Annotated in this window: 12 protein-coding genes; 1 reads left to right on the top strand and 11 read right to left on the bottom strand. The window is 60.5% G+C overall.

Annotated features, from left to right (window positions below):
* Positions 1-40 precede the first annotated feature (40 nt).
* Positions 41-817, top strand: a complete 777-nt coding sequence (locus RIdsm_RS04815; protein WP_143100479.1) for a maleate cis-trans isomerase family protein — start codon at positions 41-43, stop codon at positions 815-817.
* Positions 818-819: 2 nt separating this feature from the next.
* Here the strand turns inward: RIdsm_RS04815 and RIdsm_RS04810 are convergent, their stop codons facing one another.
* The 11 genes from RIdsm_RS04810 to RIdsm_RS04760 all read right to left on the bottom strand — a co-directional run bounded on the left by RIdsm_RS04810 (position 820) and on the right by RIdsm_RS04760 (position 13,474).
* Positions 820-2,175 (bottom strand): aminotransferase family protein, encoded by a 1,356-nt coding sequence (locus RIdsm_RS04810; RefSeq protein WP_201455589.1) that lies wholly within the window; start codon positions 2,173-2,175, stop codon positions 820-822.
* A gap of 213 nt (positions 2,176-2,388) precedes the next feature.
* Positions 2,389-3,294 carry an alpha/beta fold hydrolase gene (locus RIdsm_RS04805; protein ID WP_082647496.1) on the bottom strand — a complete coding sequence of 302 codons (906 nt, stop codon included), beginning with the start codon at positions 3,292-3,294 and terminating at the stop codon, positions 2,389-2,391.
* Between the two features lie 48 nt (positions 3,295-3,342).
* A complete protein-coding gene (locus tag RIdsm_RS04800; protein ID WP_057819666.1) occupies positions 3,343-4,050 on the bottom strand; it encodes an ABC transporter ATP-binding protein in 708 nt (235 codons plus the stop codon).
* The gene (locus RIdsm_RS04795; protein WP_057819664.1) at positions 4,037-4,801 is read right to left on the bottom strand and encodes an ABC transporter ATP-binding protein; all 765 of its coding nucleotides are present in this window, start codon (positions 4,799-4,801) and stop codon (positions 4,037-4,039) included. The genes RIdsm_RS04800 and RIdsm_RS04795 overlap by 14 nt, the downstream gene beginning before the upstream one ends.
* The gene (locus RIdsm_RS04790; protein WP_057819662.1) at positions 4,794-5,771 is read right to left on the bottom strand and encodes a branched-chain amino acid ABC transporter permease; all 978 of its coding nucleotides are present in this window, start codon (positions 5,769-5,771) and stop codon (positions 4,794-4,796) included. The genes RIdsm_RS04795 and RIdsm_RS04790 overlap by 8 nt, the downstream gene beginning before the upstream one ends.
* A 4-nt stretch (positions 5,772-5,775) precedes the next feature.
* Complete coding sequence (locus RIdsm_RS04785) at positions 5,776-6,639, bottom strand: branched-chain amino acid ABC transporter permease (protein WP_201455588.1); 864 nt, start codon at positions 6,637-6,639, stop codon at positions 5,776-5,778.
* A gap of 61 nt (positions 6,640-6,700) precedes the next feature.
* The gene (locus RIdsm_RS04780) at positions 6,701-7,960 is read right to left on the bottom strand and encodes an ABC transporter substrate-binding protein (RefSeq protein ID WP_074940300.1); all 1,260 of its coding nucleotides are present in this window, start codon (positions 7,958-7,960) and stop codon (positions 6,701-6,703) included.
* 36 nt (positions 7,961-7,996) lie between these two features.
* Positions 7,997-8,776, bottom strand: a complete 780-nt coding sequence (locus RIdsm_RS04775; protein WP_236553377.1) for an SDR family oxidoreductase — start codon at positions 8,774-8,776, stop codon at positions 7,997-7,999.
* The gene (locus tag RIdsm_RS04770; RefSeq protein ID WP_057819656.1) at positions 8,773-9,663 is read right to left on the bottom strand and encodes a beta-keto acid cleavage family enzyme; all 891 of its coding nucleotides are present in this window, start codon (positions 9,661-9,663) and stop codon (positions 8,773-8,775) included. The genes RIdsm_RS04775 and RIdsm_RS04770 overlap by 4 nt, the downstream gene beginning before the upstream one ends.
* Before the next feature lie 20 nt (positions 9,664-9,683).
* Positions 9,684-11,453, bottom strand: a complete 1,770-nt coding sequence (locus RIdsm_RS04765; protein ID WP_217625283.1) for a hydantoinase B/oxoprolinase family protein — start codon at positions 11,451-11,453, stop codon at positions 9,684-9,686.
* Entirely contained in the window at positions 11,450-13,474 is a 2,025-nt protein-coding gene (locus RIdsm_RS04760; RefSeq protein ID WP_074940296.1) for a hydantoinase/oxoprolinase family protein, read from the bottom strand. Before RIdsm_RS04760 ends, RIdsm_RS04765 begins: the two co-directional genes overlap by 4 nt.
* Positions 13,475-13,658 lie beyond the last annotated feature (184 nt).

The following is a 13,658-nucleotide window of genomic DNA, read 5'->3' as shown; positions in this document are numbered from 1 at the left end:
CCCTCCTGATGATATCATTTTTCGAGATAAAACTCGAAAAATGAGCGAAAAAATGTTCAAGCCGGATGGAAATGGTCGCAGGGCACGTATCGGAATTTTGGAGGCACATCTCGATCCGGTGCCAGAGTCGGAAATGCGCATGCTCACACCTCCCGGCGTGTCCATCCACACCACCCGGGTTCCGTACGGCCTGAACGGGGGTTCCTCGGAAACGGTCGACCGGGAAAGCGCGGAATCCTATGTCGCGCCGCCGAAAATCGATGAAGCGGTGGGGCTGTTGGCCGCGCTTCGACCCAACGCGATCGTTCACGCGTTCACGTCAAGCAGCTATCTTCTCGGCAAGGAGGCCGATCTCGCCCTGCGGGACCGGCTGACGGACGCCGGCGGTGGCATACCGATCGTCATTCAGGCGTTGGCCATTGTCGACGCGCTCAAGGCACTGGGCGCCTCCAGGATCGCTCTCTTCCACCCGCCCTGGTACCAGGAAGATGTCGACGCGCTCGGTGTTGAGTACTTCCAGTCCCTCGGCCTTGATGTCGTTCAACATGGAGTTGCGAAAATCGAAAGCGAATTCTGCGATGCCAAGTCCCAGGATGTGTACACATGGTGCACCGAACAGACCTGTGACGCCGCCCAGGCGGTGGTTCTCGGCGGCGCCGGCTTCCGCTCTATCGGGGCGATCGATGCCATCGAACAAACTCTTGACCGGCCAGCGGTGACAGGCAACCAGGCGACATTCTGGCGCGCCCTGCACTATGCAGACATTCATGATGCCGTACCCGGATATGGAAGGCTGTTTCTCAGGCGCCCAGCCTGAGATCACAGATAAGGAACCATTTCCTCGGAAACCCGTTTCAATGTGCGACTCAACCGGTCGCACAATTCCTCGGCCTGCGACTTGGACGTAATCAGAGGCGGAGAAATCATCAGCCATTCCCCAAAGACCCCGCCGGAAGTCCGGCGCGCGTAAAGGGCAAGGCCCTCTTCCATACCGACTGCAACCGTGCGGCCGATCACGTTGGCATCCGCCGGAAAAATGGATTTGGTCTCTCGATCCCGGACCAGCTCCACCGCCATGAGCAACCCCTTCCCCCGTACGTCGCCAATGATGGGGCATTCCTCTGCCACCCCCCAAAGACCGGCTTTCAAGAACTCTCCCACGACGTCGGCATTGGCAATGAGCTCATCTTCTTCGAGAACGGAAATGACTTCGGACGCCACCGCACAGGACAGCGGATTGGCAGCATATGTATGTCCGTGGCTGAACCCTCCGCCGTTGGCGACCGGCTCGACGATTTGATCGGGCGCCAGCACGATACCCAAGGGTGTGTATCCCGCCGCGACGCCCTTTGCCAAAACAACGATATCCGGGCGGCAATCAGGCCAGTGATGCGCCGCCAGAAATGCCCCGGTCCGGCCTGCCCCGCTCATCACCTCGTCGAAGATCAGGAGAATGCCGTAACGGTCACAGATCTTTCTGACCTCCGTGTAATAGATGTCAGGCGCGACAAGTGCCCCGGTCGCCAGACCGCCTACCGGCTCCATCAGGAAGGCCAGCACTTTGTCTGCCCCGACCCTTTCGATCTCGTCGGCGAGGGCTTGCGCACAGTGACGGGCATGGCTTTCCGACGAGAAGTTATCCGGAACCCTGTAAGTAAAAGGCGTCGGAACAAGAGGTTGGGGGTTCATCAGGTCGGCAAATAGCTTGCGCGACATCGCATCTCCGGTGACCGCGGCCGCCCCCAGGGTTGCGCCATGATAACTCGGGTTCCTCGCCAGAACGATGGATCGTTCTGACTGACCGATGGCTTCCACGTATTGTTTGGCGAGCTTGATTGCGGCCTCGATGGCTTCCGACCCTCCTGACACCACATAAGCCTGGTCGAAACCATCCCCGGCAAGCGCTGTTACCTTTTCAGCCAGTTCACGGTTCGGCGCATTCTCGAAATGTGCTCTGCTTGCATAAGCAACGCGCCCGGCCTGCCGAGTCATCGCGGAAATGACGCGCTTGTTGGCGTGGCCGATGTTGTTCACCACCGGACCGGAAGAGGCGTCCATGTAACGCGCACCATTTGTGTCCCAAAGGTATATCCCATCCCCATGAGACACTTCCGGCAAGGAAGACGCCCCGTTCGGGAGGTAGAAACGCTGGATGGCTTTCGACGGGTAAGACATGATAGCCCTTTTCATTTTTCGTTATTTTTCTCATTTATCGAAACTGATCGCGGAAGGTCAAGTGCGCTGCGTTCTCGAACACATGAAAATTGAGCCGGGATGCCGGCGCACGCCGTTCTGTCTCGCTCCCTCCGCGAAACGAAGGGCGAGCTCGACATAGTTTACGAGCGCCTCAAGGCATGGCGGAAAGGTTGGAACGCCCCGGCAACAAGTCTACTTCAGGAATGCGCGTATTGCGGCAAGCGTCTCCATCGGGGCTTCTTCCGGGATGAAATGACCACTCGGCAACGGCACAAACCGTGTATCATCGCACCATGAGTTCCACACGTTCTGCATATCGAAATGCTTCCCGATCACTCCTTTTTCGCCCCACCCGACCAAGGTCGGACACGTGATCCGACGACCCGCTTCGATGTCCTGCCGGTCGTGGTCGCGATCGACGTGAAACCCGGCCCGGAAACATTCACACATCGCGACAATCGCGTCAGGGCGTGTCGAAGACGCGAGGTAGGCTGCCATGGCCAAGGGGTCGTAGTCGACGACGTCCTCCGACAAACCCAGCATCATCGTGCGCATGAAGGTCTCGGGGTCTCCGGCAATCATCTTCTCAGGGATGGGGGCGGGTTGCGTCAGGAAATTGAAGTAGAAGTAATCCTGCGCAAGTTCCGCATCGAGCCGATCGTAAAAATTCAGCTCCGGGATGATATCAAGAACCGCAAGCTTGCGAACTGCGTGCGGATGATCCAGCGCCATGCGCCGGGCCGTACGGGCGCCACGATCGTGCCCCACAAGGTAAAAGCTTTCGAAGCCCAGGGCCTTCATCAACTGCAACTGCTCCTGCGCCATCGCGCGCTTGGTGTAGTTGCGGTGATCTTCAGTCGGCTCCGCGATGTTTCCCTCTCCGCGGCCGCGAAGATCCGGCAGCACGACCGTAAAGTCGCGCGCCAGATACGGCGCGATCTTGTGCCAGCATAAATGCGTCTGCGGGTCGCCGTGCAGCATCAGTAGCGGCTCGCCCTGACCGGCGACAAGCGCCAGGATGGCAACGCCTTCGACCTCGACGAACTCCCGTTTGAAGGCGGGCAGAAGTGCGCGATCGGCCTCCTCGAATATCCTCAATTCATTCTCCTGATGTTTGGGTTCATGTTCTGGGGAACCGCTCGTTGATCAGCCACCGAGATAGGCATCGACGATACTCGGATCTTCCACCAGATCCGCAGAAGCAGCCGACTTCGTAATACGGCCAAGTTCGATGACATAGGCCCAGTAGGAATTCTCGAGCGCCAGCATCGCGTTCTGTTCCACCAGCAGAACCCCAAGACCCAGCTCGTTAGAGACCTGCCGTATAGAGGCCATGAGCTGTTCTTCGACCAGAGGCGCCAGCCCGATCGACGGCTCATCAAGTAACAGGAACCGAGGTGACGCCATCAGCGCCCGCCCAACCGCAAGCATCTGCTGCTCGCCACCGCTGAGGTTCCTGGCCGCCATCGACAGTTTCCGGCCCAGCACGGGAAACAGCTCCGTGACGGTATCGAGATTTCTTTTTTTCCGGGTTCCGTCCCCACCAAGGCTGGCGCCGACTTGCAGGTTTTCCAGAACCGTCATCCTCGGGAACAGCTCTCTCCCTTCCGGCACGAGGACGACACCTTGCGCCACGATCTGACTGGTCGACAGCCCCGATAGCCGCTCCCCGTCCAGACGCACCTCGCCCGCCAAAGGGGCCATGAGGCCCATGATGCCCTTCATCAGGGTCGACTTGCCCGCGCCGTTACTTCCGACCAGCGTCGTGACGGTGTTTTCGCGCACGTCAATCGAAGCGTTCTCCAATGCCCGAATGCCCCCATATCCGAGTGTGAGGCCATCAACCCGCAGCATGACGCGCCCCCTTTTCCCCGAGATAGGCTTTGATAACGGCCTCGTTCCTGCCGATCTCCGCCGGCGCACCTTCCGCGATGCGCTGGCCAAAATTGATGACCGTGACGCGGTCGCACAAACGCATGACCGATTTCATATCGTGCTCCACCAGCAATATCGTGATGCCCTCGTCGCGCAGCAGCTCGATGCGCGTCGCTACATCGGCCTTTTCGGTGGCGTTCAACCCCGCCAGCGGTTCATCCAGAAGAAGACATTGAGGGGAAGCAGCCAGTGCGGTCGCAATTGAAAGCACGCGTTGCCGCCCACCCGGCAGGCTCCCGGCCATCTGGTTCGCGACATCTCCGAGGCCCATCTTCTCGATCGCCTGCATTGTGCGATCCGCGCTGGGGCCACGCTTGGGAAATGGCAACACTGCGCGCCAGTCCAGGGTCCCGCGGTTCCTGGCCAGCGCCCCAAGGCGCACTGCTTCAAATACGGTAAGCTCCGCATAGACCCGCGTTAGCTGAAACGTACGTATCAGACCTTCCTGTGCCAGCGCGTCCTGGTGCCTGCCGTCGATACGGCCATCATTGAGGAACACCTGTCCGGCACTGGGCTTCAGCGATCCGCTGATGAGGTTCATGGTCGTTGATTTGCCCGACCCGTTGGGCCCGATAAGCCCGTGTATGGTTCCGCGCCCCACCGACAGGTCAAGCTGGTCCACGGCAACCAACCTGCCGAAACTGCGCGACAATCCCTTCGCCTCAAGCATGACGGTTCCTCCGCACAAGAAGTGACCGCAACCTATCGACCAAGCCCTCCAACCCACTGGGAGCATAGAGCGTGGCAGCCAGAACCAACCCGCCCCAGACGAACGGCACATACTCGGGCACGCCGCGGAAGGCCTCCTCGACAAAGGTCAGAAAAACAAGCCCAAGGATCGGCCCGTACAGCCGCTTGGTTCCGCCAACGATGCAGGCGGCGACGATCTTGAACATCAGTTCGGGGCTGAAATCGGCCGGTGCAACGATGCCATTGTAGCTGACGAGCAAACCTCCGGCGACACCCGCCCCGACAGAACCAAGCACGAAGGCCAGCGCGCGCAAGCGCCAGGGGTTCATGCCGAGCGACTGGGATAGCGTCTCGTCCAATCCGACAGCCCGGATCTTCATGCCGATCTCCGAGGCATCGAACATCAGATACAACAGCCCCAGCAGAAAGAATGCCCCCAGAACCAGAGCCAGGAACTGCGCCGTATCTCCCGACTGGATGAAAGCCGGATACTCGATGAACGCAATCCCCGACGTGCCCCCGGTCAGTTGCCGGAACTGGATAAAACACTGCCGCAGGGCCTCTCCGGCCGCGAAGGTCGACAGGAAGAAATAGTACTGACGGGTCCGCAGCACCGGATAGGCCAGCAATGCCGACACCACGCCGGCGGCAAGACCGCCCACAATGAATGTCAGAGCTACGGGGATCTCCAGCGGCGGCTTGGACAGCACCGCCACCGCATAGCCCCCGACCCCCATGATGGCCACATGCGCAAACGACCAGCCTCCCATCGTCGTGATGGTGCGATAGGAGATGACGAGAATTGCATTGATCGAAAAGATGACCAGCGCTCCTTGCAGGTACGACGACCCGACGGCTGCCAACACCGAGACGCCTGCAATGACGGCCAACACCGTGACGAGATCCAACACCACTGTGCGGGGCGAATCCAGTTTTGCGAAAAGCTGCATCGGCTTACTCCTTCTCGCCAAACAGGCCGGAAGGCATGACGCTGAGAACGCCCAGCATGATCACCGCGTTGGTCAGGGCAAGGTAACGCCCGGCCCCTGCGACCGTCATGAAGGTGTCGATGGCCCCAAACAGCAACGCCGCCGCAACCGCGCCCCAGATACTGCCGATCCCCCCTACGATGATGATGATGAACGCTTTCCAGAGCGCCGCGGCCCCCATGAACGGGGTTATCCCGCCAATCGGCGCCATGATGGCGCCCGACACTCCGGCGATCATCGACCCAAGGACAAGGGTCATCATGCCGACCCGGTCTACGCTGACCCCTTGCAGAACGGCCCCCCTTGGGTTTTGGGCGACGGCCCTGACCCGTCGCCCGATATCGGACCGCATCAACAGAAACCAAAGCCCGACAGTCAACGCCGATATCGCGACAATAACGAAGACCCGCGACCACGGCAGGATGGCTCCGCCGATCCGCACGATCCCCGGGATCGGTGACGGCAGACTGCGGCCGACCGGCCCGAACAATTCCACGACGACGACCTGCAGCATATAGGACAGGGCCAGCGTCGCGATGAAGATGGTCAGGGGCTTGTCGATCAGTTTCCGGACAACGACGAGGTATAGCAACACACCCAGCACGCCCGTGACGATCGCCGCCGCAAAGAAGCTCATGACATAGGCCGGCAGGGCCCCTGTAGTCGGCCCGATCAGAGAGACACACAGGAACGCACTGTAGGCGCCGATCATGTAGAATTCGCCATGCGCGAAATTGATGACCCGCATGACCCCGAAGACAAGTGCAAGGCCCAGCGCGAAGCACATGTAGAAGGAGGTCAGCGAGAGTATGTTGAGTGCTATTTGCATGATATCTTCTTCGATGTTTGGCGGGGATCGCATGGGAGAAACACGATCCCCGCCGCCTGCGTCACTGGGCCGTAACCTGCCCGCCGGCTTCCAGTTCGGTCAGTGCCGCTTGCGAGTTTTCCTGCCACCAGGCGCTGACATCGACGACACCATCCAGCGTCACCTTCCCGTCCGCATCGGTGACATAGACTGGCAATGGCGTAAGAAGGTGCGTGTCCGCCCCGTAGATTTCCGAGCCGGCCCAGCTGGATGCGCCGAACAGCGGATTGTCGACCGTTTCCCCGGCGAAGAGCGCCGCCTGAACGGCCTCGCCCGTCGGCTCGTCGGCCATTTGGATGCCGGCCTCGATCGTTGTCATCGCGGCATAGGCCACAGAGGCGAACACCGACCATTCCGCCTGCCCGTAGGTCTCCACATAGGTGTCATAGAACTGCGCCACGCGCGGGCTGAAGCTTTGCTCCGAAGCGTCGACGACATAGGCGCTGTAGATGCGACCATCGAGGTAATCGTCCTGCAGTCGGTCGGTCAGGAAATTCATCGTCCAGCCCTCGCTGGCGAACAGACCGGAATATCCCAGCTGCTGCATCGTCTCCACGAAACTCGCCTGCTGGCCCGGCGTGAACCCAAGCTCCACGATCAGATCCGGTTCCGCCGACGCGATCGGCCCGGCGATCGAGAACATGTCACCCGCCATCGCAGGATCGTAAGGATCCGAGAAAACGATCTCCACGCGATCGGCGTAGGGCGCGATACCAGCCTTGTAGAACGCCCGCGCGGCTTCGCCGAAAGAATGGTCCGCGGTCACGATTGCCACCTTTTCGATGTCCGGGTGTTTCTCGATCAGGTAGCTGACGAGATACATGTAAGACGCCGGAGAGCCGGTCACAGAGCCGATCAGATAGGGATAGTCCGCGCTCAGATACCCTGCCCCATAGCTCGTTGTCAGGACCTTGTTTTCCGTCGCGAGCGGCGCAATCGCCTTGCGGGAGGCCGGCGTGAATGTCTGCAGGATGAACTCGACACCGTCATCCAGGATCGCGCGCCGGAACGCCGTCAACTCCTCGCCGGCGGTGTAGCAGGCGTTGTCATAACCGGTGACCTCGATCTGGTGCGAATTTCCACTCGCATCCGTGATCCCGCCGGCCTCGTTGAACTCTTTCGCCCAAAGCTCGACACCGCGCGTGATGGGCACGCCCCACTGCGCACATTCCCCGGATTGAGGCTGAACAACACCGACCTTGATCACCGACTCCTGCGCGACCGACGCCGACGCAGCCACAAGCGCCACGGCGCCTGCCAGAATGGAAATCCTACGTTGCATTATCTTTGCTCCCTGTTTTGGTTCTTGAGTTTTCTGTTACCTGAGTATTTCCGTATTCCCGCAGACACCCAGTGACTGACCGGAAATCGAACGGCCGCTGTCCGACGCCACGTAGACCACCAGATCGGCGATCTCGTCGGGCTCGATCATGCGCCCGAGAGACATCGCAGCGGTTTCTTCGGCTTCGATGTCCCTGACGGATTGGCCCGTAGCCTCCGCCTTTGCCTGCATGACACGAGTCATCCGATCGCCACGGACCGAACCGGGCAGGATCGCGTTCACACGGATATTGCTCGGGCCAAGCTCCATCGCCAGCGTCTGGGTCAGTCCGATGACAGCCCATTTGGCGGCCACATAGGGGCTACGCATAGGCATTCCCAGCCGACCGGCGGCAGAGGACATGTTGAAAATCACGCCGCTTTCCTGCCGCTTCATCGCGGGCACCACGCCGCGCGTGAACAGGAACTGAGAGTTGAGATTGACCCGGATCGCCTGATCCCATTCCGTCACGTCGATGTCTTCGACACAGGCCGTCGGCCCCGCGGATCCGGCATTGTTGACAAGGATGTCGACACCACCCAGCCTTGCCAGCATCTCGTCCATGGCGGTCTCGACCGCCTCCGGATCCGAGACGTCGCAGCGAACGGCAATGACGTCCGGCCAGGCGTCCTTCACGGCGCGCAATGCTGCCTCCTCGATGTCGCAGACGGCGACCCTGGCACCGGCCGCACGCAAACGCTCGGCGATGACCCTGCCGATACCGGAGGCTCCGGCGGTGACGATAGCGCGCTTGTCCCGAAGCTTCTGTTCAATCACTGCCGGCCCCCGAGACCAAGTTCATCACGCGTCGCCTGAACCGATTGCACCCGACCGCCCATGCTTTCGACGATTGTCCGAGCCCGGTTGACCAGGTCCACATTGGTGGCCGGTACACCTTTCGAAAGCCAGATATTGTCTTCCAGCCCGACACGCACGTTGCCGCCCAGAAGGGCTGCCTGAGCGACCATGGGCAGCTGCATTCGCCCCACGCCGAAAGCCGACCAGACGACATCGCGACCCCCAAGCGCGTCGCTCATCGCTTTCAACGCACCGGGTGTCGCCGGTGCGCCGCTGCCCACGCCGAGGCAAAATTGCACCATCGCAGGGCCCTCGAATGCGCCCTCGTCTATCAGGCGAAGCACGAGACCCAGGTGTCCAAGGTCGAACACCTCGAGTTCCGGTTTGACCCCGAAGCCCCTGATCATTCTCGCACCCTCCCTGATCTGGTCGGGCGTGGAGACATAGATCACGTTGCCGTCCGCCATGTTGTAGGTCCCGCAATCGAGGGTGCAGACATCTGGTCGAAGCGCATCGATATGAACGACCCTTTCGGCCTGCGACACCAGGTCGGTCGCCGCCCCGAATTGCTTGGGATCCTCTGTTCCGACTTCCAGGTCACCGCCCATGCCAGCCGTGAAATTGATGATGATATCCGTGCCCGCGTCCCGCACCCGCTCCATCACCTCGGCATAAAGGGCGGTATCCCGGCTGCCCTCGGTGGTAACCGTGTCGCGCACGTGAATATGCGCGATCGCCGCCCCCGCCTCGGCCACGGCAACCACGTCCGCCGCGATCTGCTCCGGCGTCACCGGTACGTTTGGGTTCTTTTTCGGACCATCTCCGGCGCCGGTGACGGCGCACGTAATGAATACATCTTGCTTCATGTCTGCCTTCCTCGAATGTCTTAGCTGCGCAGCCGTCTCGTGGCCGCTTCGTCCACGGTCATCGTGTCGCGATCGATGACCACGAGGTAATCTCGCTCCGCGGCTTCCATGGTGATGTACTCGTCGAGCACGTCATCGAGCACACGCTCGGGATCTCTCGATCTGATCGCGCCCCAGCCGCCGCCACCGGTACTGAGAAATTCGAACGACTCCCCCGGCCCGAACTTGTGCGAAGACAGCAAGGGCGAGGTCCAAGAGCCGTCCTCCGAAGTGCCCCCGATAACCTTGCGCACGCCGTCCGGACGCTCCTTGACCAGCACCTGCACGGGACTAAAACCTCCGCCGTTGACACCCGGGCTCCCCTCAAGCGTCCGGGAGGTCTCGATCGACAGCTCGCCGCCCTCGATGAACCGGAACCGGAAACGCGCCCCAAGGCCGCCCCTGTTCTCGCCGGGCCCGCCACTGTCGCTGCGCAGATCAAAGGCCTCGACCTCGATGGGATACAGCAGCTCTGCCGCTTCCGCCGGCATGTTGGTGCAATTGCCCAACGGGTCCAAAGTGACGTTGAGGCCATCGTTGTAAGGCGTGCCGCCCCAGCCCCCGGCCGGGATATCCGAGAACACGTCGATCCGGCCATCCTTGCCCCTGACTGCCGCCACGAACCAGTTGGCGTCCGCGCATGTGGGCGCAATGGCAAGGTCGGGAAGGGCCTTTGCTACGGCCTGCCAGATCGCGCTTTGCACCTTGCCCGACGTGATCGTGGTGCAGCCAACGACGGGCGCCGGCCATTTCGCGTTCAACCAGCAATCCTCCGGCAGCGAAAAGGAAATCGGCGCGAACATCCCTGCGTTCGGCGGCGCGTCCGGCGCCAGGAAGAACTGCAACGCGGTATAGATTGCGGCAGCCGTGTTGGCGTAGGGAGAGTTGATTGCACCGGCGCATTGCGGATCCGAACCGTCGAAATCGACATGGATCGCGTCTCCATTCACGGTCAGCTTCAGCCGCACCCAGATCTTGTCATCGGAAATGCCGTCGCTGTCGGCATAATCGGCGCCTTCGTAGGTTCCGTCCGGAATGGCCTCGATGGCGGCGCGAACGATGCGTTCGGTATAGCCGATCATCTGCGACATGCCGTTGAGCAGGACATCCTTGCCATACTTTCCGGCCGTGGCCTGCAATTCTTCCTCGGCTGCCAGAAGGGCCCCCATATGCGCCTGGAGATCGCCTTTGATATAGTGGGGCGTGCGGGTGTTGCGCAGCAGGATCTCCAGAAGGTCGGCATTGACCTCGTAATTCTCGTAAAGCTTCATCGGCGGAAGCCGCAGCCCTTCACCCGCCACATGGGTTCCGAAGCCTTGCCCACCCGGGCCTCCACCGCCGAGATCCATCCAGTGTCCCCGGCTCACGGCGAAACCGATCAGCTCTTCGTCGTAAAACACAGGCATGGTCAGGGTGACGTCGTTCAGGTGGGTTCCGCCCTCATACGGGTCGTTCAGAACAACGACATCACCAGGCTTGAGCGTGTCTATCCCGAACTTCCTGTCGACGGCCTGAACGCTGAAATGCATGGCCGCAAGATGAACGGGGCAGTTCGCGGTCTGACCGATCAGCCGGAGTTCGGGATCGTAGATCGCATTCGAGAAATCCAGGTTTTCCGACAGGATCGGCGAGAACGAGGATTTCTGCAGTATGACGGTCATGCGCCGGCACACGTATTCGAACGTGTTACGAAGCACTTCGAAGGTCACCGGGTCAAGATCACCGAACTTTTGGTCCATGGCGCCGCTCATGCCTGCTCCTCCATTATGATGTTGCGAAAATCGTCGGCCCGCGCCGTCCAGCCGGGCGGCAGGATGATGCAGCTATGTGCATCTTCCACGACCGCGGGCCCGGCGATTGCCTGCCCCGGAAGAATGGTATTCGGCCCGTAGACAAGGGCTTTCGACCAATCGCCGGCGAAATAGACATCCCGCTCCGACGGGTCGCCCTGCCCTTCAGGCACAGGTGCCGCGCTGTTTTCTGCTGCATCAACAATCGGCGCCTCGGCCGTCACGCCCAGCGCAACGATCTCGATCGGGAAATCCTCTGACCGAACACCGAATTCCTGTTTGTGGGTCTGGTGAAACGCCTCGGCGATCGCACCAAGCTCCTTGGCGGTAATTGTACGTTCCGGAACGCTCACATCCACTTCGAAGGTTTGTCCGGCATACCGCATGCGCATCACATGACTGATCGACACATCCCGGTTCGCCGCCCCCTGGTCCAGCAACGCGGTCGATGCTCGTGCCTTCAGCTGTTCGAACTGCTTGGCAACCTGATCAAGGGCGGCCTCGCTCAGAACCGTGAAGTAGAACATCTCTTCATCGTGCTTGAGGTTCAGATACGTCGCGCCATGCGCCGAGGCGACGCCGGAGTAATGCGGCACAATTACCTTTGGCGTCTGCAAGGCCGAGGCGACTGCACAGGCGTGCATCGGTCCGGCACCGCCGAAACTTGCGAGGGCATAGTCTCGCGGATCGCGCCCGCGAGAGGCCAGCACGATCTTGACCGCCTGTGCCATCGCCTCCGTCGCAATACGCACCATGCCTTCGGCACAGTCTTCGATCGAAATGCCCAGTTGTTCGGCGATCGTCCCAACGGCCTGCCTTGCGGCATCCACATCAAGCCGAAACTTCCCGCTGAGGTCGCTGCTGAGGCGCCCTAGCACAAGGTTCGCATCTGTTACTGTCGGGCAATTGCCACCCCGGCCGTAACAGGCCGGCCCCGGCTCCGACCCGGCCGACATCGGCCCGACGCGGAGCGATCCGCCTTCATCGATCCAGCCGATCGACCCACCGCCAGCGCCAACCGAACGGATATCAAGCATCGGAACCGCGACCGGAATGTCGAACTCGATCTCGTATTCTCTCGTGATCAAACCTTGCCCGTCTTCGACGACGGATGTGTCGAAACTCGTGCCGCCGACGTCCGTGTGAATAATCTTCGTCTGCCCGGTCATGTCGGAAATTCGGCTTGCATAACCGATACCGCCCGCGGGACCAGATTCGACCAACTCCTCGACCCGCGTCCTCGCCTGCTCGACCGACATCATGCCGCCATTGCTTTTCAGGATCATGAGCCGCCCTTTGAACCCCTTCTCGCGCAACGCGATCTCGAGGCGCTCGAAATAAGTCGCCATCACCGGCAGAAGCACGGCGCGCACCGCTGTCGTCGAAAATCTGGAATGCTCCCGAAAGACGGGCTTCACGTCCGATGACATAGTGATGGAGATGTCGGGCAACGCCTTGCGAAGCAGCTCCGCGACAGCCTTTTCATTCGCCGGATTGGCATAAGAGTTGATCAGGCAGACGGCGACGCTCTGGATGTCCCGCTTCCTCAGAACGTCAATGATCGGCTCAAGCTCTACCGGGTCGACCGGGATCTCGACAGCGCCCCGCGCATTGACGCGCTCCTCAAGCACGAAACGGTTTCGGCGACGGATAAGAGGCTCGGGCTTGGTCTGGTACGGGCGGTAAAGATGCTCCCTGTGCATGCGGCCGATTTCGAGCACGTCGCGAAACCCTTCGGTCGTGATCATCGCCGCGGGCGGGAAGCTCCGCTCGATCAGGGCATTGGTGCCGGTCGTGGTTCCGTGGACCAGAAGATCGATGTCTTCCGGCGAAAGTCCGGCCTGGGAAATCGCAGAGATTACACCGAGAACGCGATTCTGGGGCGTGGTGAGCACCTTGCCCGTGCATGCGGCGCCAGTTCCGGAATCAACGGCATAAAGATCCGTGAATGTGCCGCCCACGTCGATACCAACTCTCCACACTTTCCATCTCTCCTTTTGTGATTTGTGATCAAAGATAACACATGGCCTTTTTCTGTCAACTGACGGAGGCGCGCGAGTTTTCGAGATGGAAAATTGTTATAAAATATCTAAATATAAGCGAAATTTCATTTCTCAGCACTTATGCAGAGGTCGTCGAAGCGGCTATTGCAGGTGTCATCACAAG

It is taken from the genome of Roseovarius indicus, from assembly GCF_008728195.1.
Taxonomy (GTDB): domain Bacteria; phylum Pseudomonadota; class Alphaproteobacteria; order Rhodobacterales; family Rhodobacteraceae; genus Roseovarius; species Roseovarius indicus.
The sequence above is the reverse complement of the archived record's forward strand: the minus strand, read 5'-3'. Positions and strand labels throughout refer to the sequence as shown.